The sequence below is a fragment of the Pseudonocardia sp. genome (genome assembly GCF_029263155.1).
Lineage (GTDB): Bacteria > Actinomycetota > Actinomycetes > Mycobacteriales > Pseudonocardiaceae > Pseudonocardia.
In genome coordinates this window covers 1-23,115 of the sequence record NZ_JAJCYB010000039.1, presented here as the reverse complement: position 1 = coordinate 23,115, position 23,115 = coordinate 1, and the positions used below count along the sequence as shown (strand labels likewise).

The 23,115-nt window shown below is 73.5% G+C and carries 19 protein-coding genes and 2 pseudogenes; 14 read left to right on the top strand and 7 right to left on the bottom strand.

All coding sequences use genetic code 11. The features are described 5' to 3' along the window. Positions 1-11: 11 nt before the first annotated feature. From Q1K26_RS06810 to Q1K26_RS06780, 7 genes are all read left to right on the top strand, one after another. The gene (locus Q1K26_RS06810; protein WP_300008564.1) at positions 12-1,421 is read left to right on the top strand and encodes a class II fumarate hydratase; all 1,410 of its coding nucleotides are present in this window, start codon (positions 12-14) and stop codon (positions 1,419-1,421) included. A 289-nt stretch (positions 1,422-1,710) separates the two neighbouring features. Beyond that, entirely contained in the window at positions 1,711-2,850 is a 1,140-nt protein-coding gene (locus Q1K26_RS06805; RefSeq protein ID WP_300008562.1) for an extracellular solute-binding protein, read from the top strand. Between the two features lies 1 nt (position 2,851). Further along, positions 2,852-3,751 carry an ABC transporter permease subunit gene (locus Q1K26_RS06800; protein WP_300008560.1) on the top strand — a complete coding sequence of 300 codons (900 nt, stop codon included), beginning with the start codon at positions 2,852-2,854 and terminating at the stop codon, positions 3,749-3,751. After that, the gene (locus Q1K26_RS06795; protein ID WP_300008558.1) at positions 3,748-4,527 is read left to right on the top strand and encodes an ABC transporter permease subunit; all 780 of its coding nucleotides are present in this window, start codon (positions 3,748-3,750) and stop codon (positions 4,525-4,527) included. The genes Q1K26_RS06800 and Q1K26_RS06795 overlap by 4 nt, the downstream gene beginning before the upstream one ends. Then, positions 4,524-5,507 (top strand): ABC transporter ATP-binding protein, encoded by a 984-nt coding sequence (locus Q1K26_RS06790; protein WP_300008556.1) that lies wholly within the window; start codon positions 4,524-4,526, stop codon positions 5,505-5,507. Before Q1K26_RS06795 ends, Q1K26_RS06790 begins: the two co-directional genes overlap by 4 nt. Positions 5,508-5,530: 23 nt before the next feature. After that, positions 5,531-5,953: a nucleotidyltransferase domain-containing protein gene (locus tag Q1K26_RS06785; protein WP_300008555.1), complete on the top strand. Its 423-nt coding sequence runs from the start codon at positions 5,531-5,533 to the stop codon at positions 5,951-5,953. Positions 5,954-5,963: 10 nt separating this feature from the next. Next, positions 5,964-6,383, top strand: a complete 420-nt coding sequence (locus tag Q1K26_RS06780) for a DUF86 domain-containing protein (RefSeq protein ID WP_300008553.1) — start codon at positions 5,964-5,966, stop codon at positions 6,381-6,383. Here Q1K26_RS06780 and Q1K26_RS06775 read toward each other — a convergent pair. Then, a pseudogene (locus tag Q1K26_RS06775) lies at positions 6,364-7,326 on the bottom strand (YafY family protein). The gene Q1K26_RS06780 and the pseudogene Q1K26_RS06775 overlap by 20 nt on opposite strands. A 61-nt stretch (positions 7,327-7,387) precedes the next feature. On the opposite strand from Q1K26_RS06775, the gene Q1K26_RS06770 reads away from it, so the two are divergent. The 3 genes from Q1K26_RS06770 to Q1K26_RS06760 all read left to right on the top strand — a co-directional run bounded on the left by Q1K26_RS06770 (position 7,388) and on the right by Q1K26_RS06760 (position 11,017). After that, complete coding sequence (locus Q1K26_RS06770) at positions 7,388-7,891, top strand: DinB family protein (RefSeq protein ID WP_300008551.1); 504 nt, start codon at positions 7,388-7,390, stop codon at positions 7,889-7,891. Between the two features lie 96 nt (positions 7,892-7,987). Next, positions 7,988-9,505, top strand: coding sequence for an ATP-dependent DNA ligase (locus Q1K26_RS06765; RefSeq protein WP_300008549.1), 1,518 nt, complete (start codon positions 7,988-7,990; stop codon positions 9,503-9,505). A gap of 84 nt (positions 9,506-9,589) precedes the next feature. Continuing rightward, positions 9,590-11,017 (top strand): GuaB1 family IMP dehydrogenase-related protein, encoded by a 1,428-nt coding sequence (locus Q1K26_RS06760; RefSeq protein WP_300008547.1) that lies wholly within the window; start codon positions 9,590-9,592, stop codon positions 11,015-11,017. Between the two features lie 109 nt (positions 11,018-11,126). On the opposite strand, the gene Q1K26_RS06755 is transcribed toward Q1K26_RS06760, so the two are convergent. Then, positions 11,127-12,440 (bottom strand): PhoH family protein, encoded by a 1,314-nt coding sequence (locus Q1K26_RS06755; protein ID WP_300008593.1) that lies wholly within the window; start codon positions 12,438-12,440, stop codon positions 11,127-11,129. A gap of 348 nt (positions 12,441-12,788) precedes the next feature. Next, on the bottom strand, positions 12,789-13,991 hold the full coding sequence (locus Q1K26_RS06750) for a DUF885 domain-containing protein (protein WP_300008545.1): 1,203 nt from the start codon (positions 13,989-13,991) through the stop codon (positions 12,789-12,791). A gap of 343 nt (positions 13,992-14,334) precedes the next feature. Between Q1K26_RS06750 and Q1K26_RS06745 the strand changes: the two genes are divergently transcribed. Then, positions 14,335-14,736 carry a hypothetical protein gene (locus Q1K26_RS06745; RefSeq protein WP_300008542.1) on the top strand — a complete coding sequence of 134 codons (402 nt, stop codon included), beginning with the start codon at positions 14,335-14,337 and terminating at the stop codon, positions 14,734-14,736. A gap of 56 nt (positions 14,737-14,792) precedes the next feature. Here the strand turns inward: Q1K26_RS06745 and Q1K26_RS06740 are convergent, their stop codons facing one another. Beyond that, positions 14,793-15,557: an isoprenyl transferase gene (locus tag Q1K26_RS06740; RefSeq protein ID WP_300008591.1), complete on the bottom strand. Its 765-nt coding sequence runs from the start codon at positions 15,555-15,557 to the stop codon at positions 14,793-14,795. Positions 15,558-15,715: 158 nt separating this feature from the next. On the opposite strand from Q1K26_RS06740, the gene Q1K26_RS06735 reads away from it, so the two are divergent. The 3 genes from Q1K26_RS06735 to Q1K26_RS06725 are packed head-to-tail and all read left to right on the top strand — an operon-like array spanning position 15,716 to position 16,914. Beyond that, positions 15,716-16,339 carry a hemolysin III family protein gene (locus Q1K26_RS06735; protein ID WP_300008589.1) on the top strand — a complete coding sequence of 208 codons (624 nt, stop codon included), beginning with the start codon at positions 15,716-15,718 and terminating at the stop codon, positions 16,337-16,339. Positions 16,340-16,382: 43 nt separating this feature from the next. After that, entirely contained in the window at positions 16,383-16,640 is a 258-nt protein-coding gene (locus tag Q1K26_RS06730; RefSeq protein ID WP_300008539.1) for a hypothetical protein, read from the top strand. Next, positions 16,594-16,914: a type II toxin-antitoxin system PemK/MazF family toxin gene (locus Q1K26_RS06725; protein ID WP_300008536.1), complete on the top strand. Its 321-nt coding sequence runs from the start codon at positions 16,594-16,596 to the stop codon at positions 16,912-16,914. Before Q1K26_RS06730 ends, Q1K26_RS06725 begins: the two co-directional genes overlap by 47 nt. A gap of 42 nt (positions 16,915-16,956) precedes the next feature. Here Q1K26_RS06725 and Q1K26_RS06720 read toward each other — a convergent pair whose 3' ends face one another. The 3 genes and pseudogenes from Q1K26_RS06720 to Q1K26_RS06710 all read right to left on the bottom strand — a co-directional run bounded on the left by Q1K26_RS06720 (position 16,957) and on the right by Q1K26_RS06710 (position 22,909). Continuing rightward, positions 16,957-17,160 (bottom strand): hypothetical protein, encoded by a 204-nt coding sequence (locus Q1K26_RS06720; RefSeq protein ID WP_300008533.1) that lies wholly within the window; start codon positions 17,158-17,160, stop codon positions 16,957-16,959. Between the two features lie 599 nt (positions 17,161-17,759). Continuing rightward, a pseudogene (locus Q1K26_RS06715) lies at positions 17,760-18,125 on the bottom strand (C40 family peptidase); the annotation flags it as partial. A 248-nt stretch (positions 18,126-18,373) separates the two neighbouring features. Further along, positions 18,374-22,909, bottom strand: a complete 4,536-nt coding sequence (locus tag Q1K26_RS06710) for a DNRLRE domain-containing protein (protein ID WP_363320434.1) — start codon at positions 22,907-22,909, stop codon at positions 18,374-18,376. Positions 22,910-23,115: the final 206 nt, after the last annotated feature.

Below are 23,115 nucleotides of genomic sequence, written 5' to 3'. Positions count from 1 at the left end.
AGACTGTCCCCATGACCCAGCGCCCCATCACCGAGTACCGCATCGAGCACGACACGATGGGCGAGGTCCGGGTGCCCGCCGACGCGCTGTGGCGCGCCCAGACACAGCGGGCCGTGGAGAACTTCCCGATCTCCGGGCGCGGGCTGGAGCGGGCGCAGATCCGGGCGCTCGGTCTGGTGAAGGCGGCGGCGGCGCGGGTCAACAAGAGGATCGGCGTGCTCGACGCGGAGCGGGCCGACGCGATCGCCGCTGCCGCGGACGAGGTCGCCGCGGGCGCGCACGACGACCAGTTCCCCGTCGACGTGTTCCAGACCGGCTCGGGCACCAGCTCCAACATGAACGCCAACGAGGTGATCGCCTCCCTCGCCGCCCGCGCGGGGGTGGAGGTGCACCCGAACGACCACGTCAACGCGTCGCAGTCGTCCAACGACGTCTTCCCGACGACCATCCACGTGGCCGCCGCCGAGGCGCTCGTGCACGACGTCGGGCCGGCGCTGGAGCACCTGGCCGAGGCGCTGCGACGCAAGGCCGCGGAGTGGGCCGACGTCGTCACGGCCGGGCGCACCCACCTGATGGACGCCGTGCCGATCACGCTGGGGCAGGAGGCGGGTGGCTGGGCCACGCAGGTCGAGAACGCCGCCGACGCGGTGCTCCGGGTACTCCCCCGGGTCGCGCAGCTGCCGATCGGGGGCACCGCCGTCGGCACCGGGCTCAACGCGCCCGACGGTTTCGGGGCGATGGTCGTCGACGAGTTGCGTGCGGTCGATCCCGGGCTCCAGGTCCTCACCGAGGCGCCCGACCACATCGAGGCCCAGGGTTCCCGCGACGGGTTGGTGGAGGCCTCCGCGGCGCTGCGCACCGTCGCCGTCGCCCTGTTCAAGATCGCCAACGACATCCGGTGGCTGGGCTCCGGACCGCGCACCGGGCTGGCCGAGCTGGCCCTGCCCGACCTGCAGCCGGGCAGCTCGATCATGCCCGGCAAGGTCAACCCGGTGATCTGCGAGGCCGCGATGATGGTGGCCGCGCAGGTCATCGGCAACGACGCCACCGTCGCCTTCTCCGGCACGCAGGGCAACCTGCAGCTCAACGTGATGATGCCGGTGATGGCGCGCAACGTCCTGGAGTCGGCGCGGCTGCTCGCGAACGCGGCGCGGCTGCTCGCCGACAAGGTCGTCGACGGCGTGGTGGCCGACGTCGAGCGCACCCGGGAGCTGGCCGAGTCCAGCCCGTCGATCGTCACGCCGCTGAACCGGTACCTCGGGTACGAGGAGGCCGCGTCGATCGCGAAGCAGTCGCTGCGGGAGAAGCGCACCATCCGCGACGTGGTGCTCGAGCGCGGGCACGTCGAGGCCGGGCGACTCACGGCCGAGCAGCTCGACGCGGCGCTGGACGTGCTGGCGATGGCCCGCGGCGGCCGTTGAGGCCCGATCGGGCGCGCGTGTCCACATGACGCCACGGGGGTCGTCGGGGACGACCCACGCCCTCGCTCTCGCGATCCCGCGGCACAGCGTGACGCGGCGCTGCGGGAGCCGTGGCGGCGGGCTCCGCACGACCGCGTGGCGGGCGCGGGGAGTCGTCACGGCCTGAAGTCGAACCAGCCGGACAGCCGTCCGACATCCCCCCGACGCGTGATCGTCGCGCGGCGGCCAGGTCTCCCCTGCACGCTGCGCCGGTCCGGCGTACGCCGGCTGCCCGCGAAGGAGTCCCGAGATGCCCGTACTGCGACGGCTGCTGGCCGTGACCGCCATCGGCGCCACCCTGGCGGTCACCGGTTGCGTGAGTTCCGGCGGTGGCTCCGACCCGGCGCCCGCCGCCGACGGCACCGACTGGTCCACCGTCACGTCCGCCGAGGCGGGCGGCGGCTTCGACGCGCTGGTCGCGGCCGCGCAGGCCGAGGGCACGCTCAACGTCATCGCGCTGCCCCCGGACTGGGCCAACTACGCCGAGATGATCTCCACGTTCGAACAGACCTACGGGATCACCGTGGAGTCGGCCAACCCGGAGGGCTCCAGCCAGGACGAGATCAACGCGGTGCAGCAGCTCGGCACCCAGGAGCGCGCGCCCGACGTGCTCGACCTCGGTCAGTCCTTCGCACTGGGCAACGTCGACCTGTTCGCCCCCTACCAGGTGCAGACCTGGGACACGATCCCCGAGGGCAACAAGGACGCCGACGGCGCCTGGGTCAACGACTACGGCGGCTTCGTCTCCATCGGCTGCAACACCAGCCTGGTCGCGAACTGCCCGCAGACCTTCGGGGACCTGGCGAAGCCCGAGTACGCCGGGCAGGTGGCGCTGAACGGCGACCCGACGGCGTCGGCGTCGGCCTTCGCCGGTGTGTGGGCGGCGGCGCTGGCCAACGGCGGCTCGCTCGACGACATCACCCCGGGCCTGGAGTTCTTCGGCGGGCTCGCCGACAGCGGCAACCTGCTGCTCGTCGACCCGACGCCGGCCACCATCGAGAGCGGCCAGACCCCGATCGTCCTGGACTGGGACTACCTCAACCTCACCCAGGCCGAGCAGGTGGCGGCGTCGTTCGAGTGGCGGGTGGCGGTGCCGTCGGACGGGCTGTTCGCCCAGTACTACGCGCAGGCGATCAACGCGAACGCCCCGCACCCGGCCGCCGCGCGGCTCTGGCAGGAGTTCCTCTACTCCGACGTGGGCCAGAACATCTGGCTGGGCGGCAAGGCGCGCCCGGTGCGGCTGACCGAGATGACGGACTCCGGCACCGCCGACGCGGCGCTGGTCTCGGTGCTGCCGCCGGTCAGCGGCGAGCCGACCTACCCGACGCAGGAGCAGACCGACGCCGCCAACGCCGTGGTGGCGCAGAACTGGGCGTCGGCGACGTCCTGAGATGACGCTCCTGGAGGCTCCGGTCGCGCCACCCGAGAAGGCACGACCGGAGCGTTCGTGGCGGGCGGCGCTGGGCCTGGCGCCCTTCGTCGCCTACCTGCTGGTCTTCCTCGGTGGCCCGCTGTACTTCGTGATCAGCGGGGCGCTGTCGGACCCCGACGGGCGTCCGACGCTGGACAACGTGATCGCCTCGGTGACGCAGCCGCAGTACCGGGCGGCGTTCACCTCCAGCATCGTGCTCTCTGCGGGCACGGCGCTGGTCGGCGCCGTCGCGGGCGCGTTCCTGGCGCAGGCCGTGCTGACCAGCCGGCCGGGCAGCCCCCTGCGCCGGATCGTGTCGACGGGCTCGGGCGTGCTGGCCTACTTCGGCGGCGTGCCGCTGGCGTTCGCGTTCATCGCCGCGCTCGGCCAGACCGGGCTCGCGACCCGGTTCCTGCGGTCGGCCGGCCTCGACCTGTACGCCTCCGGGTTCCGCATCGACTCGCTCACCGGCCTCGCGCTCACCTACGTCTACTTCCAGATCCCGCTCATGGTCATCCTGATCACCCCGGCGCTGGAAGGGCTGCTGCCCCAGTGGCGCGAGGCCGCGGAGAACCTCGGCGCGTCGGCGTGGACCTACTGGCGACGCATCGCGCTGCCCGTGCTCGCCCCCGCGCTCGGCGGGGCCACGCTCGTGCTGTTCGGCAACGCCTTCGCCGCCTACGCCACCGCCCTCGCGCTCACCAGCGGCTCGATCCCGTTGCTGCCCACCGCGATCGCGTCGGCGCTGTCGGGCAACGTGCTGGCCGGGGCGCAGAACGTCGGGCTCGCGCTCGGGCTCGACATGGTGCTGGTCATCGCCGTCGTGATGGTCGGGTACGTGTTCCTCCAGCGTCGGGCGTCGCGCTGGCAGGCCCGATGAGGCGCCGGCGCTGGCGGGTCGTGGTGCTCGGGCTCGCGCTCGTCTACTTCCTGGTACCGCTGCTCTCGGCGGCCGAGTTCAGCCTGCGCATCCCCGGCGGCGGGTACGGCGTCGCCAACTACCTGACGATCGCCACCGACGAGGTGCTGCTCTCGTCGTTGCTGGTGTCGCTGCAGATCGCCGTCGTCACCGCGACGCTGGTGCTGGCGCTCGTCGTGCCGACGGCGGTGTGGGTGCGGCTGCGGTTCCCGGTGGCCGCGGTGCTGCTGGAGAGCGCCACGATCCTGCCGATCGTCGTGCCGCCGGTCGTCATGGCGGCGGGCATCGCGTTCGTCCAGGCGAACCTGGACGGGCCGGTGTTCCGCACGCTGTTCGCCTCGTCGTTCACCGCGCTCACCCCCTTCTACGTGGTGCTCGCGCTGCCCTTCGCCTACCGCTCGGTCGACAACGGGCTGGCCGCCATCCCGCTGCGCACGCTGGTGGAGGCCGCCCGCAACCTCGGGGCGTCGCTGCCGGTCACGCTGCTGCGGGTGGTGCTGCCGGCGATCCGCAGCGCCGTGCTCGGGGCCGCGTTCCTCACCCTCGCGCTGGTGCTCGGCGAGATCGTCATCGCCCGGATCCTGCTCTACGGCGACACGTTCCCCGTGGCGATCGTCGAGATCGGGCGCAGCCAGGCGGGCGTCGCGGTCGCGCTGACGCTGGCCAGCCTGCTGCTCACCTGGGTGCTGCTGCTCGCGGTGTCCCTCGCCGGATCGTCCCGCAGGAGTGCCCGATGACCGATCTCGCCGCCGCGCCCGTCACCACCGGCACGACCGTGGAGTTCCGCGGGGTGCGCCGCACCTACGGCACCACCCACGCGCTCGACGGCCTCGACCTGACGCTGGCCCCCGGCGAGCTGCTCGCGCTGCTCGGCCCGTCGGGCTGCGGGAAGACCACGGCGCTGCGGCTGCTCGCCGGGTTCGACGAGCCGACGTCCGGCTCGATCCTGGTCGGCGGGCGCGACGTCACCGGCGTCCCGGCCGCGAAGCGCGACACCGGCATGGTGTTCCAGGCGTACTCGCTGTTCCCGACGATGACCGCGGCGGAGAACGTCGCGTTCGGCCTGCGGGTGCGCCGGGTGGCGACCGCGAAGCGGCGCGCGCGGGCCGGGGAGCTGCTGGAGCTCGTCGGGCTCGGGTCCCGCGGTGACGCCTACCCCCACCAGCTCTCCGGCGGGCAGCAGCAGCGGGTGGCGCTGGCCCGCGCGCTCGCCGTCTCCCCCGCGGTGCTGCTGGTCGACAAGCCGCTCTCCGCGCTCGACGCCCGCGTCCGCGTGCAGCTGCGCGACGAGATCCGCCGCCTGCAGCTCGCCGAGGGCATCACCACGCTGTTCGTCACCCACGACCAGGCCGAGGCGCTCGCCGTCGCCGACCGGGTGGCGGTGCTGAACGCGGGGCGGCTGGAGCAGGTGGGCACACCGCAGGATGTCTACTCCACGCCGTCGACGCCGTTCGTCGCCGGGTTCGTGGGGATCATGAACTCGGTGCCGGTGGCGGACGGCGCGATCACCCCCGGCGCGCCGCAGCGCGCGATGCGGCCCGAGGAGCTGACCGTCGGCGGCGGCGGCCTTCCCGGCACCGTCCTGACCAGCACGTTTCTCGGCCCGGCGACCCGGCTCGTCGTCACCACGCAGGTGGGCGAGCTGACCGTCGACGTGGTCAGCCGCCCCGGCCTGCCCGGGATCGGCGAGCCGACGACGGTGGCGCTGGCCGGTTGACGCCCGGTGCCACACTGGGCGACGTGGACGCCGAGGTGGAGACGCTGTCGCAGCTGCTCGCCCCGGCGTTCGCGGCCGACCCGCGCGTCCGGTTCGCGTTCGCGTTCGGCTCGGTCGCCGACGGCACGGCGCGACCGGGGAGCGACCTGGACCTCGCGGTGTCGGTGGACCCGCGCGGCACGCTGCTCGACGACGCCCGGCTCCATGACGCGCTCGCCCGGGCCGCCGGTCGCGACGACGTCGATCTCGTCGTGTGCGAGGACGCGCCGCTGTGGATGCAGTTCCGGATCGTCGCCGGGCGTCCGGTCTTCAGCCGCGACGACGTCGCGAGGGTGCGGTTCCGCGCGTCGGTGGAACAGCGCTTCCTCGACTTCCGCCCATTCCACGACGCCTACCTCGGGGCGGTCCGGGATCGGGCGCGTACCGGCGGGCTGAGTCGTGGTTGATCGCCCGCGCGTGGACCAGCTCCTGGCCATGCTCGCCAGGTACGTCCGCTTCCTGCGTGAGCTCGCCACCACCCCTGTCGACGAGTTCACCGCCGACCCGCGCAACTTCGGCAGTGCCGAGCGGTTCCTGCAGCTCGCGATCGAGACGACGCTGAGCGTCGGGCACCACGTCATCGCCGACCGCGGGTTCGGCCAGCCCACCACCTACGCGGCGGTCTTCGCCATCCTCGGCAAGGAAGGCGTGCTGGACCCCGGGTTCGCCACCGAGCTGGAGCCGATGGCCCGCATGCGCAACCGCCTCGTCCATCACTACGAGGACATCGCACCCGCGCGCATCCACGAGATCCTCTCCTCCCGCCTCGACGACTTCGACCGGTTCGCCGAACAGGTCACCCGCTACGTCGACGGCCTCACCCCGCCGCCCGGCTGAACCGCGCGCCCCAGTCCCGCAGCACGTCGGTCAGCTCCGGTGGCGAGCGCACCTCGAAGTCCACGCCGGCGGTGCCGAGCGCCATCGCGGGCCAGTCCAGGGAGTCGGTGGTCATCCGCAGCACGCAGCACCCCGCGTCGACCTCGGCGACCTCGGCCTAGCGGCCGACCTTCGCACGGACGGCCGCCGCGGGCGCGTGCACCAGGACCTCCACCCGGTACGCGGTGGGCTGCGGCGCGCCGAGAGCGGCCCGGACGAACTCTGCCGCGTCGGCGGCGGGCAGCGCGCGCGACCGGAAGCGGGCGCCGGTGGAGCGGGGCGCGGTGAGGCGGTCGAGGCGGAAGCTGCGCCAGTCGTGGCGGTGCAGGTCGTAGGCCACCAGGTACCAGCGACGGCCGAGCGGCACGAGCCGGTGCGGCTCGACGTGGCGGTCCATCGGCTCGCGGTCCAGCGGGGTGTAGCCGAACTCCAGGCGCTCGGTGTCGCGGCAGGCCTGCGCCACCCCGATGAGCACCGCCGGATCGACGGCGGGCGCCGCCGCCCCGCCCCACACCAGCGGCTCGGTGACCGCCCGCAGCGCGTCGACGCGGCGGCGCAGCCGCGGCGGCATCACCTGCACCACCTTGGTCAGCGCGCGGACGGCCGACTCCTCGATCCCGGCCACCGCCCCCTGCGTGGCGGCCTGCATCCCGACCGCGAGCGCGACCGCCTCGTCGTCGTCGACGACGAGTGGGGGCAGCGCGGCGCCCGCGGCCAGCCGGTACCCGCCGTCGACCCCCCGGCTCGCCTCCACCGGGTAACCGAGCTCGCGGAGGCGGTCGACGTCACGGCGCAGGGTGCGCGGCGAGACGCCGAGCCGCTCGGCCAGATCCGGCCCCGGCCAGTGCCGGTGCGTCTGCAGCAGCGACAGCAGCCGCAACGTCCGGGAACCCGTGTTCGCCATGTCCGCAGTCTCGCGCAATTGCGGTCAGAAACTGGCCACTGGGCCTCATAGAGTTCTGCTCATGACGACGAACACCGAGCGCGTCGACCTCCTCGAGACCCTCGCCACCCACCGCGGCTTCCTGCTGCACACCGTGCAGGGCCTCACCGACGAGCAGGCGCGACAGCGCACCACCGTCAGCGAGCTGACCCTCGGCGGGCTGATCAAGCACGTCGCGCGGACCGAGGCCGGCTGGCTCGACTTCATCGAGCGGGGCACCGCGGCGATGGAGGCCACCGCGGACAGCTGGGCCGAGCACGCCGACGGCTTCGTCCTGCGCCCCGACGAGACGCTGGCCGGCGTGCTGGCCGAGTACGCCGACGTCGCGAAGCGCACCGACGCGCTGGTGGCGAGCCTGCCGAGCCTCGACGTGGCACACCCGCTGCCCGAGGCGCCGTGGTTCCCGACGGGCGCCACCCGCTCGGCGCGGCGGGTGTTCACGCACATCGTCGCCGAGACGGCGCAGCACGCCGGACACGCCGACATCCTCCGCGAGGCCCTCGACGGCCAGAAGACGATGGGCTGACCCGACTCCCAGCACCTCGGAGCCATACTGCTGTACGACGGCCCTGCCGACTGCACTGTGGCTCCGAAGTGCGGCGGGCCGGGTGGGAGGGCGCTGGTGTTGTTGGGTGAGGTCGTCGACGTCTCCGGTGCCGTTGGGGCCACCCGGTCGCGCTCGGCCAAGGCCGCGGCCATCGCCGCGCTGCTGCGTGCCGCGGGACCGGGCGAGGTCGAGCCCGTCGCCGCGTGGCTGGCCGGGGAGGCCCGGCAGGGCCGGATCGGCACCGGGTGGCGCACCCTGTCCGGGCTCGACGCGGCGCCCGCACCGACGCCGACGCTGACGGTCACCCGGGTCGACGCCACGCTCGACGCGCTGGCGGGTACCACCGGCGCCGGGTCGACCGCGCGCCGGGCGGAGCTGCTGGCGGGGCTGTTCGGGGCGGCCACCGCCGACGAACAGCGGTTCCTGCGCCGGCTGCTCGGCGGCGAACTGCGCCACGGCGCGCTGGAGGGCGTGATGCTCGACGCGGTGGCCGCCGCCGCCCAGGTGCCGGCGCCGGTGGTGCGCCGGGCGTTCATGCTGTCCGGGCGACTCCCCGAGACCGCGCGGCTCGCCCTGGACGGCGGTGCAGAGGCGCTGCGGGCGGTGTCGTTGCAGGTGGGACGCCCGGTCCGGCCGATGCTGGCCGCCCCCGCCGGCTCGCTGGACACCGCGCTCGCCGGCCTCGGCGAGGACGTCACGGTCGAGTTCAAGCTCGACGGCGCCCGCATCCAGGTGCACCGCGACGGCGACGAGGTGCGGGTCTGGACCCGGACCCTGCGCGAGATCACCGCCGCCGTGCCCGAACTGGTCGCGCAGGTCCGGGCCCTGCCCTGCCACGCGGCGGTGCTCGACGGCGAGACGCTCACCGTGGCGGACGACGGCCGCCCCCGCCCGTTCCAGGAGACGATGAGCCGCTTCGGGTCGGACGCGGGCGACACCGTGCTCAGCCCGTTCTTCTTCGACCTGCTGCACCTCGACGGCACCGACCTGCTCGACGAGCCGCTGCACGTGCGCCTGGACGCGTTGGCCGGGCTGCTCCCCGGACCGCTGCGGATGCCCGGCGCCCGTCGACCCACGCCCGAGCAGGCCGCCGAGGTGCTGGACGCGGCGCTGGGCGCCGGGCACGAGGGCGTCGTCGTCAAGGCGCTGGACTCGCCGTACGCGGCGGGGCGGCGCGGCAAGGCCTGGCAGAAGGTCAAGCCGGTGCACACGCTCGACCTCGTGGTGATCGGCGCCGAGTGGGGGTACGGGCGGCGCACCGGATACCTGTCCAACATCCACCTGGGCGCCCGCGACGCGGACGGCGGCGAGCCGATCATGGTCGGCAAGACGTTCAAGGGCATGACCGACGAGCTGCTGGCCTGGCAGACGGCCACCTTCCCGCAGTACGTCCGCACCGAGGGCGGTCACGCGGTCCTGCTGCGACCCGAGCTGGTCGTCGAGATCGCGGTCGACGGTGCGCAGCGCAGCACCCGCTACCCGGGTGGCGTCGCGCTGCGGTTCGCGCGGGTGCTGCGCTACCGGCCCGACAAGACCCCGGCCGAGGCCGACACGATCGACGCGGTGCGCGCCCTGCTCGGCGGCGGCGCGTAGGCACTGGACGCGTCGCAGCACGGTGCGCCTGCGGCTGCGCTCGTCACGGCCCCCACCGCCGCGGGCGCGTAGACTCCCGTCACCGTGCGCTTCCTCGAGGGCCAGACCCCGAACCACGACCTCACCTACGACGACGTCTTCCTCGTGCCGGGGCGGTCGTCGGTCACGTCCCGCTTCGACGTCGACCTGTCCACGGCCGACGGCACCGGGGCCGGGGTCCCGGTGGTCGCGGCCAACATGACCGCCGTCGCCGGGCGCCGGATGGCCGAGACGCTCGCCCGCCGCGGCGCCCTCACGGTGCTGCCGCAGGACGTCGCACCCGCCGCCGTCGCGGAGATCGTGGCGTGGATCAAGTCCCGGCACCCCGTCTGGGACACCCCGCTCGTGCTCACTCCCGCCGACGCGGTGGCCGACGCGGTCAACCTGCTGCCCAAGCGGGCCCACGGGACCGTCGTGATCGTCGACGGCGGCGGGCGCCCGGTCGGCACCGTCGACGAGGCGGCGTGCACGGGCGTCGACCGCTTCACCCGCCTCGCCGACGTGCTCGATCCCGGTGCGCTCACCGTCTCCCTCGGCACGGCGCCGCGGGAGGTGTTCTCCTCGGGGCGACGGGTCGTCCTCGGCGTCGACGGCGACGGCCGCCTCGCCGGGCTGCTGACCCCGCTGGGCGCGCTGCGGGCGGAGGTCTACCGGCCGACGCTGGACGCGGACGGCCGGCTGCGCACCGCCGCCGCCGTCGGCATCAACGGCGACGTGTCCGTCAAGACGAAGGCACTGCTCGACGCCGGTGTCGACGTGCTCGTCGTCGACACCGCCCACGGGCACCAGGACAAGATGCTCGACGCGCTGCGCGCCGTCCGGGCCGCCGTCGGTGACGCCGCGGTTCCCGTGGTGGCCGGGAACGTGGTGACCGCCGAGGGCGTGCGCGACCTCGCCGCGGCCGGCGCGGACGTCGTCAAGGTGGGCGTCGGGCCGGGTGCGATGTGCACCACGCGGATGATGACCGGCGTGGGCCGGCCGCAGTTCTCCGCGGTGCTCGAGTGCGCCGCGGCGGGGCGCGAGCACGGCGTGCACGTCTGGGCCGACGGCGGCGTGCGACACCCGCGCGACGTCGCCCTGGCGCTGGCCGCGGGCGCCTCCGCCGTGATGATCGGGTCCTGGCTGGCCGGGACCTACGAGTCGCCGGGCGACCTGCTGCGCGACGAGGCCGGCCGCGCGTACAAGGAGTCGTTCGGCATGGCGAGCAAGCGGGCCGTCAGCGCCCGCACCCGCGGTGACGACGGCTTCGAGCGAGCCCTCAAGGGCCTGTTCGAGGAGGGCATCTCCAGCTCGCGCCAGCTGCTGGACCCGCAGCGTCCCGGCGTCGAGGACGTGCTCGACAGCATCTGCGCCGGGGTCCGCAGCGCCGCGACCTACGCCGGCGCCCGTACGCTTGCCGAACTGCACGACCGCGCCGTCATCGGCGTGCAGACCACGGCGGGCTTCACGGAGGGCACCCCGCACGGGCTCTAGCTCATTGCAGCAAGGCCACCTTCACGCAACGAGATTGCGTGAAGGTGGCCTTGCTGCAATCCGGGGCCGCCGATCCGGGGCCGCCGATCCGGGCCGGCCGTCCGGGCCGCTACGCCTGCGGGCCCTCCAGCATCTCGGTCACCAGCGCCGCGATCGGGCTGCGCTCCGACCGGGTGAGCGTGATGTGGGCGAACAGCGGGTGACCCTTCAACTTCTCGATCACCGCCTGGACGCCGTCGTGCCGGCCGACCCGCAGGTTGTCGCGCTGGGCCACGTCGTGGGTGAGCACCACCCGGCTGGCCGTGCCGAGCCGGGAGAGCACGGTCAGGAGCACGTTGCGCTCCAGCGACTGCGCCTCGTCGACGATCACGAACGAGTCGTGCAGCGAGCGGCCGCGGATGTGGGTGAGCGGAAGCACCTCCAGCATCCCGCGGGCCAGCACCTCCTGCAGGACCGAGTCGCTGACCAGCGCACCGAGGGTGTCGAAGACGGCCTGCGCCCAGGGCGCCATCTTCTCGTTCTCGCTGCCGGGCAGGTATCCCAGCTCCTGCCCGCCGACGGCGTACAGCGGCCGGAACACCACGACCTTGCGGTGCTGCTGACGCTCCAGCACCGCCTCCAGACCGGCGCACAGGGCGAGCGCCGACTTGCCGGTGCCCGCCCGGCCCCCGAGGGAGACGATCCCGACGTCGGGGTCCATCAGCAGGTCCAGCGCCACCCGCTGCTCGGCGGAGCGGCCGTGCAACCCGAACGCCTCGCGGTCGCCGCGGATCAGCCGTACCCGCTTGTCAGCCGTGACCCGCCCCAGCGCCGCCGACCCACCACCGAGCAGCCGCAGGCCGGTGTTCACCGGAAGGTCGCGGGCGACGTCGTGGTCGATCGAGCCCTCCTTGAACAGGGCGTCGACGTCGTCGGAGGTGACCTCGACGTCGGCCATGCCGGTCCAGCCCGACGGCACCACGTCCAGGGCGTGGTACTCGTCGGCCTGCAACCCGACGGCCGCCGCCTTCACCCGTAGCGGCATGTCCTTCGTGACGAGCACGACGTCGCCGCGCCCGTCGAGCCTGCGCTCGGCGGCCAGGTTCAGGGCACAGGCGAGGATGCGGGAGTCGTTGGAATCCGTGCGGAAGCCCGCGGGGAGCACCTCCGGGTCGGTGTGGTTGAGCTCGACGTGCAGCGTCCCGCCGGCCTCACCGATCGGGACCGGTGCGTCGAGACGGCCGTGCTCGATGCGCAGCTCGTCGAGCGTGCGCAGCGCCGTACGGGCGAACCAACCCAGCTCGGGGTGGTGCCGCTTGCCCTCCAGCTCGGAGATGACCACCAGCGGCAGGACCACTTCGTGCTCGTCGAACCGGGTCAGCGACCACGGGTCGGACAGCAGCACGGAGGTGTCGAGCACGTAGCAGCGAGTGCCGGTAGCGATTGTCTCTGCCGAAGAAAGGGCGTTACGACGGGCGTCGGTCACGGTTGCTCCCTCGTGGGCGCGGCACCGCGCCCACTACTCGGTGGGCCGGCCGGCCCTGGCACGGGCGCCTGCGGCACGTTCGCCGCACGCGCCCACGAGGGCCGGGTGCCGGCCCCCTCGGGTGCTAACACCACGACCAGGGCCTCCCCGGGCGGTGCGCATCGGGTACGTACCGCCACCACGAACGCTACCGGCGGTCACCCCCATGCGGTCAACAGCAACTTGCGGGCCGCGCCGGAACGCGAACCGAGAATTAACAGAACGGCCTACCGTTGATCGCTTGACAGGTACCGCCTGTCGCCCGCGTCACCCCGGTCGGCGCAGCTCCTCCCGGAGGGCCGCGGGGGTCCACGGGCCGTCGTGCAGGTCCCCCAGCCGTGTGGCGACGTCCACGCACGGGCGCTCGAGCCAGCGCCGCACGAGTGGGGCACCCGCGACGTAGGCGAGGGTGTGGCCGCGCCACACCGGGTCGGCCAGGAACGCCATGACCCGGGCGGCCCGCCCGTCGTCGATCAGCAGCCAGCGCCGCAGGAACGTGCGGACGTCGGCGGCCCGGGCCCGCCCGCCGTGCAGCAGCAGGGCCGCGTCGAGCCGCACGCCGGCGAGGCGGTCCGTGGCCGCGGCGATGCGCTCGGCCCGCTCCCCGTCGAACCCGAGCCCGACGCCCCCGAGCACCGCCGACGCCCAGCCGCCCCACGCCGCGCCGACGAGCACCCGCAGCGCCAGTTCGGCCGCGCCCTCGGAGATCACGTTCTGCGGTGTCCCGGCGAGGACGATGTCGTGCTCGCGCCAACCCCGCTGCGCCACGAGCACGGTCTCGCGTCGCCACTGCTCGACGTGGTGGCCCGTCTCGTGGGCCACCAGCCGGGCCAGCTGCGCACGTCGCGGACGGACATCCGCGTTGACCAGCAGCCGGGACCGGCGGGGGCCGTCCCGGCGGTGCAGCGCCGCCCACGGCGCGCCGTCGACGACCCCCGTCGCCAGCGCGTCGTCGCCGGTGACGAGACCGGCATCGCCCGCCCGTTGCCGCAGCGCCGCGGCCAGCGCCTCCACGGCGACGGCGAGCCGGTCCCGGGGCACCTCGTCGGCCCGCCGGTGCGCGGCGAGCCGGTCCGCGAGGTCCCCCCGGCCGGGGAGCAGGGCGTCGAGCTCGCGGTGGGCCGCGCGGTAGCCGTCCTCCGAGCCGCGGTCGACCGGCGAGTCGTAGGTGGTAGCCAGCTCGCGCGCGAACGGGAAGGCCTGGCCCGCCAGCCGCCGCGCCGACACCTCCAGCGCCACCAGTTGAGCGGTCAGGAACCGGGCGCGCGCGGGCGGCAGGCCGAGCCCGGGGAGGCGCGCCGCCAGTTGTCCGGCCGCCCGCACGAGTGCCGCCGGGGACGGCGGCCGCTCCGCCCGCACCTCCGCGAGGAGCCGACCGTCACCCGAAAAAGCAACGACCGATCCCGGACGACGGTCACCGAGTCGCAGTGCGAGCAACAGGTAGTCACGCACCGCGTCGTCGACCGGCATCGACGCACCGTACCCGTACCGAACGGCCGATCGCAGGGACACGCATGTGGCGGCCCGCTCACCTCGCGTGTCCAGGCGAAAGGATACGTCCGCAGAAGGGTGATTGTCGATCACACAGTGTCAGATGGTCACCCGATACGGGTCGGCTGGGCCCGGAAAACAGGCACCGAAAGGGGGCGTATCAAAACCCTTGGTACATGTGCCACTCGATGGAGTTAGGCGGTTTGTTGTTGACCGGGGCGCGCGCTACCTTTTGCTCAGTCAGCGCGGGCTCCCCGGTCGGACGCTGGCTCTGAATGGAAAAGGCCTCGGCTGATTCCGGATCACCAACAGGAGATGAACTGTGCTGAAGAAGGCTGGAATTGTCGTGGCTGCGGCCGCTGCGGGTCTGCTGGCGCTGAGCCCCCTCGCCTTCGCCGGCGACAAGGGCGATGACCACGGCCACCACCACGGCTCGTCCTCGGTCGACGTCGACGAGAACAGCAACAACGCCACGGGTGACGAGAACATCGGCCTCGTGAACGTGACCGGCAACAACGTCAACGTGCCGATCCAGGCGTGCAACAACGACGTCCCCGTCAACGTGCTGGGCGTGCAGGTCTCTGACGTCCAGGCCGACCTCACCGGCGCGCTGGGCCTGCTCGGCACCGCCGAGGCGGAGGACGAGGGTGGCGCTGGCGACACCCGCACCTGCGACCAGGACGCCGCCGCCGGCGACGCCCTGGTGCAGAACATCGACGACTGATCTCAGCCGTCCAGCGCAACGGCGCCGAACCTCCGGGTTCGGCGCCGTTTCGCCGTTCAGGAACCGAATCGCCGGTGGCGTGCGGCGTAGTCGCGCAGCGCGCGCAGGAAATCGACTTTCCGGAACGCCGGCCAGTAGGCCTCGCAGAACCAGAACTCCGAATGTGCCGACTGCCACAGCAGAAATCCGGACAACCGTTGTTCACCGGATGTTCGGATCACCAGGTCCGGGTCCGGCTGGCCGGAGGTGTAGAGGTGCGCGGCGATGTGGTCGACGTCGAGGACCTCGGCGAGCTCCTCGATCGACGTGCCCGACTCGGCGTGCTGCAACAACAGCTTGCGCACGGCGTCGGCGATCTCCTGGCGGCCCCCGTAGCCGACCGCGACGTTGAGCTGCAGGCCCGACCGGTCGACCGTGCGAGCGGCGGCGTTCGCCAGGCGGGCCGAGATGCCGGTCGGCAGCAGGTCCAGCGCCCCCACCACCCGTAGCCGCCACGGAGCCTCCGGACCGCTGAGCTCGTCGACGACGTCGGCGATGATCTCCAGCAGCGGGCCCAGTTCGGCCGCCGGCCGGGTCAGGTTGTCGGTGGACAGCAGGAACAGGGTGACGACCTCGACCCGCTCCTCCTCGCACCACCCGAGCAGGTCGGCGATCTTGGCAGCTCCCACGCGGTGCCCGTCGTTGACGTCCTCGAGCCCCGCGTCCCGGGCCCACCGCCGGTTGCCGTCGAGCATCAGCGCCACATGGCGAGGACGCCCGCCCACCCCGCTCAGCTCGCGGCTGAGTCGACGCTCGTAGATCGAGTACAGCACCTCGCGCACTCCCACGGCCGGTGAGCCTACGCCGATCCGGCAGCGGTGATCGTCGTCCGCGCGAGGAGGTTCACGCGCGCGTCACCACCTCGCCGTCCCGCGTGCCGTAATCTCGAACGGTGCCTGCCGGGACCGTCGCTCCGTCGCCGCCGCTGGTCAAACCCCGGATGCGGGGGTGGCTGCATCTCTGGTCGTTCGTCGTGTCCGTCGCCGCCTGCGCGACGCTGATCCCGGTCTCGGCCGCCCTGTTCGGCGGCGGGGTCGCGCTGGCCACCACGGTGTACAGCGTCACCATCCTGGGTCTGTTCGGCACCAGCTCGCTGTATCACCGGCGCACCTGGAAGACCGCTCGCAGCCGCACACTGATGAAGCGGCTCGACCACTCGATGATCTTCCTGTTCATCGCGGGCACGTACACTCCGGTGATCGCGCTGACGATGGCTCCCGACCGGGCCGCCGTGGTGCTCGCCATCATCTGGACGGGTGCGCTCGCCGGCGTGGCGCTGAAGATGCGCTGGCCACACGCTCCCTCCTGGGTCGGGGTGCCGATCTACCTCGCCCTGGGCTACGTCGCGGTGTTCGTGCTCCCCGACCTGCTGCGCGGCGGCGGGGTCGCCGCACTGGTGCTGATCCTGGTCGGCGGGCTGCTCTACACCGTGGGCGCGGTCTTCTACGCCACCCGCTGGCCCAATCCGTGGCCGCGCACGTTCGGCTTCCACGAGTTCTTCCACGCCGCCACCGTGCTCGCCGCGATCTGCCACCACGTCGCGATCTGGCTCGTCCTGTTCTAGGGAGAGCACGACAGTCGGCATTGCACGTCGTCGTATGTCCACGGTGACGATCCGTACGGACCCGGAGACCGACTCGGCCCTCGCCGAGCTCACCCGCGACGGCCGCAGCAAGTCCGACGTCATCCGCGAGGCGGTCCTGCTGGCCTACCGTCATCGGGAGTCCACCCGCCTCCGTGCGGAGGCGGAGGCTGCGGCGGCCGATCCGGCGGACGTCGCGGAGATCCGCGCCATCCGGGAGGAGATGGACGGCGACGGTGCGTGGTGGTCTCTACCGGCTACGCGCGCCGCGGGATGCCCGTGAACACGAGCAGCAGGGCCGTCGGTACGCCGTGGTGCTGCAGGCCGACGAACTGGCACCGCTGTCCACGTGGATCGTCGCGCCCACCTCCACGGGCGCACCCGACCGTAGCTTCCGGCCCACGATCGAGATCGACGGCGCCCCGACGCGGGTGGTCGTGGACCAGATGGCCGCGGTCGATCATGCGGTCCGCCTCGGCGACTTCGCCGGACGCCCGACCGCGGGCGAGCTGCGCGCCGTCGATCGGGCCGTCCAGGTCGTCCTCGGGCTGCGGTAGGGAAGCCGCCGGATTGGGCGGTCGCTGCGCGCAACCTGCGTGTCAGGCGATCGGGTCCACCACCAGCCGCCCGGTGGCCGGGTCGGACTCGACCACCGTCGCGCGCCGCTCGGTGCCGTCCGCCGCCACCAGCAGCACGACGTCGTCCGCGGCGGGCCACGCCGTGAACGCGCCCACCACCAGCACCAACCTGCCCAGCGTGCCCGGTGTCGAGTCGACGACGTCCACGACCTCGCCCCCGCTCACGACCGACACCGGTGGAGCCGGTGCGGGCACCGGGTCGGGGGTGGGGTCAGGCGTCGGGGTGGGAGTCGGGGTCGGCGCGTGGGAGTCGGGGTCGGCGTCGGGGTGGGCGTGGGAGTCGGCGTGACCGGCTCGGTCGGCGGGGTGGACCCCGGCCCCGACGACGCCGGCGCTCCCGGCACGCCGGGCGGCGGATCGATCGGCGTCGGGGTCGGCGGCTCCGGGGTCCCGGATGGGCCGACCGGCGGGACCGTCGGGCCCTGACCGGGCGGCGGCTGGACCACGGGACCCGACGACGGTGGCGGGCCCACCGGCGTGCCCCCGGCCAGCGGCGGCGGCGCGTCGATGACCGTGCCCCCGCCGGGCGGGGTGGCCGCAGGCGGATCCGGCAGCGCGGGCGCGCCCGCGGGCGGGTCGGCGGGCAGCAGCGGCGCCGACGCCGGTGGCGGGGCGAGGTCGATCACCGTCGGCGGTGGGACCGCGTCGGGAGCGGGTGGGAGCAGCAGCGCCACCAGCGGCGGTGGGGCCGTGATCAGCGTGCCACCGCCCGGCCCGGTGCCCGCCCCACCCGAGAACGCCAGCACCGTGCCGGAGCCACCGGCGGCCGGCCGGGTGGCGCCGAGGTAGTCGTCGCCGGTCCAGCGGTGCGGGGCGATCTGTACCGGCTTGCCGAACCGCGGCGCGTTCACCATCCGGCCGCCGCCCAGGTAGAGCCCCACGTGGTGCACCGTCGACGGCACGCCGTAGAAGACCAGGTCACCGGGCAGCAGCGGGCTGCCGGGCGCCACGTGCGGGCCCCGGTCGTACTGGGTCTGCGCCGTGCGGGGCAGCGCGATCCCTGCGGCGGCGTAGGCGGCGGTGGTGAGACCCGAGCAGTCGAAGCCCGCGTCCCCGGCCTGCGGGCCGTCGCCGCCCCACAGGTAGGGCAGGCCGATCTGGGCGAGCGCGAAGTCGATCGCCACCTGGGCGGCCGCCCCCGGTTCGAGCGACGTCGTGACGATGGCGCCGGTCGGGCCCGCCATCCCCGCCGGCACGGCGATCGTCGTGCCGACGGGGGGCGGCGCGGCGAGCACGGTGCCCGCCTCCGGCCCCCCGGCGGCGCCCGCCGGCACCGCCGGGGTGGCCCCGGCCACCGGGTCGTGCGCCCCGGCCGGTGCCGAGCCCGCCACCAGGACGGTCACGGCGAGCGCGGCCAGCACCGTCGCGCGACCAGCTCTCACGAGGCCGGCCCGTAGGTGATCACGAGCTGCGGCGGCTGGTCCGGGGCCTTCTCGCGGCTGTGGAAACCCTGCTCGGCGTCGCCGCTGGTGCTGGCGTCGCGCAGCAGGAAGCCGTTGTTGGTCCCGGTCGCCATGGCCTGGACCTGCGCCGTGACGTTCCAGGTCATCGTCGACGACCCCGACGGGGTGGCGGCGGTGACCGCGGTACCCGTCGTCGCGGGTTGGTTGGCCCACGTGACCCCGCCCTCGGTCCAGGCCCCGTTGACCCGCAGGGCCTGGATCGTGCGGCCGGACTTCGGCGATCCGTTGTGCACCCGCAGCTCGGCACCCACGATCTGGCAGCCGGCCGGGGCGGCGGGCAGCGCGAACCGGATCAGCGCCCGCGAGTGCTCGCCGCTCTTGGCGCGCACCTTGAGCACCGAGTCGGTCCCGTAGTTCTTGCCCGGGTCCTTCTGCTCGATCCAGGCGTCCCGGTCCGCACCGACGGTGACCGGTGCGGACGTGCAGCTCGAGGGCGGCGGCGTGGTCGTGCCGCTGGTCACCGTCCACGCGTACGTGGCCGGGGTCGGGTCGGCGTTGCCCGCGGCGTCCGTGGCGCGGACGGCGAGCGAGTACGACCCGGGGGCCATGCCGGTGAGCTGCAGCGGCGAGGTGCAGGCCACCGCGGTGCCACCGTTCACCGCGCAGGTGAACGTGGAGCCGCCCTCGGACGAGGAGAACGCGAACGTCGCGCTCGTCGCCGTGGAGCTGGCCGCCGGGCCCGAACCGATCACCGTGTCCGGCGGGGTGGTGTCCGCGGGCGGCGGCCCGGACGGCGGCGGGGCGGACCCCGGGCCGAACGTGATCACCAGCTGCGGGCGGTTGCTGCCCTCCTCACGGCTGCGGAAGCCCTGCAGGCGGCCGTTCGCGTTCTCCGACGCGTCCCGGATCAGGAACCCGTTGTTGGCGCCCGCGTACATGGCGAGCACCTGCGACGTGACCGTCCACTGGCGGTAGCCGTTGCCGGAGGTCGTGGTGGCCGCCGGGGAACCGGTCGCGGGCTGGGTCGCCCAGGTGACCGTGTTCTCCGCCCAGCCACCCGTGACCGGCAGGGCCTGCAGCGTGCGGCCGCTGACCGCCGAGGCCGCGTTGAGCCGCAGCGTCGCCGCGGTCACGGTGCAGCCGGCCGGCAGCGCCGGCAACCCGAACCGGACCAGGGCGCGGGAGTTCGCCCCGGACTTGGAGTCGACCTTGAGGATCGAGTCCGTCCCGTAGTTCTGCGACGCGGAGTCCTGCAGGATCCAGCTGTCGGCCACCGAGTTCGCCGTGACCGGCGTGGTCGGGCAGCTCGGCGCGGGTGCGGTGACCGTCCACGCGATCACCAGCGGCGACGCGTCGACGTTTCCGGCCGGGTCGGTCGAGCGGATCTGCACCTCGTGGCTGCCGGCCGCGAGGCCGGTCAGCGTCAGGGGTGACGCGCACGCTGCGAACGGGGTGCCGTTCACCGCGCACTCGAAGGTCGATCCGGCCTCGGTCGTCCCGAAGGTGATCGTCGCCTCCGTGGCGGTGGTCGAGGCGGGCGGACCCGACGCGAGCGTCGTGTCCGGGGCCACCGTGTCGGGCGGCAGGACCTCCCACTCGATCACCACCGGGGCTGCGGGCTGACCCTCCGCACCGGTCGCCCGGACCGCGAAGTCGTGCTCGCCGATCGCCAGGCCGGTCACCGTGACCGGCGAGGTGCACGGCGCGAACGCCGCCAGGTCGAGCGCGCACTCGAATGTGGTGCCCGCCGTGTCCGCCGTGAAGGCGAACGTGGCGGTGGTGTCCGCCGTCGTCGCGGCCGGCTGGGCCGAGAACGTCGTGACCGGCGGCGGGGGCAGCGTGACCGTCCAGGCGAAGACGACGGGTTCCGTCGCGACGACGCCGAAGGAGTTGGTCGCGCGGACCGCGAACTGGTGGTCACCCGATCCCAGCCCCGTGACCGTCACCGGCGAGGTGCACGGCGCGAACGCTCCGCCGTCCACCGAGCACAGGAAGGTCGATCCGGCCTGGTCCGCGGCGAACGCGAACGTCGCCGTCGAGCTGGTCGACGCCAGGGGCGGCGTGGCGGTGAAGGCCGTCACCGGTTCCCCGACGATCGTCCACGCGAACTCCGTGGCCGCGCCGACGTTGCCCGTCAGGTCCAGCGCCCGCACCGCGAGCAGCTGCGCTCCCGGTTCCAGGCCCTGGATCTGCAGGGGCGACTCGCAGGCCTCGAACGCCGCCCCGTTCAGCGCGCACTCGAACACCGGGTACGGGTCGTTCGCGCTGAACACGAAGCTCGCCGTGGTCGCCCCCGTCGTCGCCGCCGGGGTGGCCAGGAAGCTGACCGTCGGCGCGGTGACGTCCTGCGTGAAGGTCCACGTCAGGCTGTCGGGCGTCGGGTCGATGTTGCCCTCCAGATCGACCGCGGCCACCGCGAAGGTGTGCAGCACGTTCGGCGCCAGCGGCTCGGGGACGTCCGGGTTCGGGTAGGTCCACGGGCTCGTGCAGGGCAGGAACTCGCCGCCGTCGATGGCGCAGACGAACTCCAGGCCGGCGGGCGCGGTGAGGTTGTCGGTGCCGGTGAAGGTGAACGTGGCCTGGTCCGACGGGGTCGCCGTTCGCGGGCCGGTCAGGATCTGCGTCGCCGGCGGGGCGACGTCGGTGCCGGTGATGACCGCCCACTCGTACTCGGTGGGCTCCAGCTGCTCACGCCCGGTCGCCGGGTCGAAGGCGACGATCCGCAGCAGGTGCTCGCCGAACGCGAGACCGCTGTAGGTCCGCGGCGAGGTGCACGCCGTGAACGGGCCGAGGTCGAGCGAGCACCGGAACGTGGCGTCGGCCGCGTTCGCGAAGAACTCGAACGTCGCGAACGTGTCGGTGGTGTCCCCGCCGGTCGCGGGCTCACCCGGGTCACCGGGGGTGAACGCGGGACCGGCGGTGATCGTGGTGATCACCCCGAGGATCGTCCAGTCGTGGACGTCCGGCGGGCCGGTGTTGCCCTCGAAGTCCGTGGCACGCACGGCGAAGGTGTGCGGACCGACCTGGGTCTCGTCGAACTCGTAGACCGAGGAGAACGCGCACGGGCTGTACGGCGCGCCGTCGAGCGAGCACTCGAACGTCACGTCGGGCTCGTTCGCGGTGAACGTGAACGCGGCCTCCAGCAGCGGGGTCTCCGCAGCCGGCGCCAGCCCGATCTGGGCCAGCGGGGCGACGCCGGCGGGCAGCGGGACGTACTCCCACTCCCAGCGGGCCGGGGTCGGGTCGACGAACTCCTGGGCGTCGACGGCGCGGACCTCGAAGACATGATCACCCGGCGAGAGCGAGAAGTACTCCTGCGGGTTCTCGCAGTCGACGAAGTCCGCCTCGTTCGTGGAGTCGATGCGGCACTGGAAGCCGAGGTTCGCCACGGTGGTGGTGTCGTCGGTCCCGGTGAAGGTGAACAGGGCGTTGCGGCTGTTCGACGGGTCGGTCGGCCGCTCGACCAGGATGGTGTTGGGCGCGCCGGGCGGCGGTGCGACCGCGCAGACCACGCCGGAGCACTGGCCGGGCTCGATGTTGCCCGAGGCCATGTTCCCGCCGCCGTCGATGTTGCCGGGGACCGCGAAGATGCCCCAGCCGTCGTTGCCGCTGACGGTGTTCCCGCGGATGGTGTGCACCGCGGCGTTGACGTTGATGCCGGCGCCGCCGTTGTTGTCGGCGGTGTTGTTCTCGATGAGGTTGCCCGCACCCGACGCCGCCGCGTCACCGATGTAGATGCCCTCGCCGGAGTTGGCGCTGGACCGGTTGCCGATGATCTCGTTGCCGATCGAGCCCCCTTCCAGCGCGATGCCGGTCCCCGAGGACGCCCCGGTGTCGTTGTTCTCGATCCGGTGGCCGGTCGACAGGTTCAGGTCGATGCCGCCCGGGTTGCCCCGGACGTCGTTGCCCCGGATCAGGCCGTCGGCGGCGAGCTCCAGCGCGATGGCCGTGCCGCCGGACTGGCTGATCACGTTGGCGACGACCTGCACCCGGTCGGATTCGGTCACCGACACGCCGCCCGAACCGCTGAGCGTGATCGTGTTGTCGACCACGACCGAGTCGTGCGAGGCGAGATCGACGCTCACGCCGCCACCGCTGTTGCCGGTGAGCGTGTTGCCGGCCACCACCGTGGTGGTCGAACCCTCGACGACGACGCCGGCCTCGCTGGACTCGGCGATCGTGTTGCCGTCGACCCGGTTGCCCGGGGAGTTCTCGACGCGTACGCCGGCGCCGGGGTTGGCGCTGAGCGAGTTGCCGAGCACCTTGGCGTTGGTGGTGCCCGCGGTCAGCCAGATGCCGTCGGCGTTCTCGCTGATGGTGTTGGCCCGCACGACGGTGCCGGTGGCCCCGGTCAGGAGCACACCCGCCTCCTGGTTCGCGGTCAGCGTGAGGCCGCTGACCAGCACGCCGGTCGTGGCCCCGACCCCGACACCCTGGTCGAACTCGGTGATCGTGCCGTTAGTGACGGTCACCGCGTCCGCGTTGACCAGTACCCCGTTGCCGAGCCCGATGCCGTCGATCAGGTGCCCGTCGAGGTCGACGGTGATCCCGTCGGCCGCGACGACCAGGCCGTCACCGGGATGCTCCTATGGATGTCAAGCTGCGGATGAAGGTCGTTCCTGTTGAGCGACGGGTGTTCTGCCTCCCTCCCGGGTAGATCGTCTTCCGCCGCTGGTCGGTGTCAACGTCGTTCGTCCTCGCTGCGCTGCGGGCGCTC

Coding starts and splice junctions, on each gene's coding strand:
- Q1K26_RS06810 (WP_300008564.1), top strand. CDS start 12: ATGACCCAGCGCCCCATCACCGAGTACCGCATCGAGCACGACACGATG.
- Q1K26_RS06800 (WP_300008560.1), top strand. CDS start 2,852: ATGACGCTCCTGGAGGCTCCGGTCGCGCCACCCGAGAAGGCACGACCG.
- Q1K26_RS06805 (WP_300008562.1), top strand. CDS start 1,711: ATGCCCGTACTGCGACGGCTGCTGGCCGTGACCGCCATCGGCGCCACC.
- Q1K26_RS06770 (WP_300008551.1), top strand. CDS start 7,388: ATGACGACGAACACCGAGCGCGTCGACCTCCTCGAGACCCTCGCCACC.
- Q1K26_RS06735 (WP_300008589.1), top strand. CDS start 15,716: ATGCGGGGGTGGCTGCATCTCTGGTCGTTCGTCGTGTCCGTCGCCGCC.
- Q1K26_RS06790 (WP_300008556.1), top strand. CDS start 4,524: ATGACCGATCTCGCCGCCGCGCCCGTCACCACCGGCACGACCGTGGAG.
- Q1K26_RS06750 (WP_300008545.1), bottom strand. CDS start 13,991: ATGCCGGTCGACGACGCGGTGCGTGACTACCTGTTGCTCGCACTGCGA.
- Q1K26_RS06795 (WP_300008558.1), top strand. CDS start 3,748: ATGAGGCGCCGGCGCTGGCGGGTCGTGGTGCTCGGGCTCGCGCTCGTC.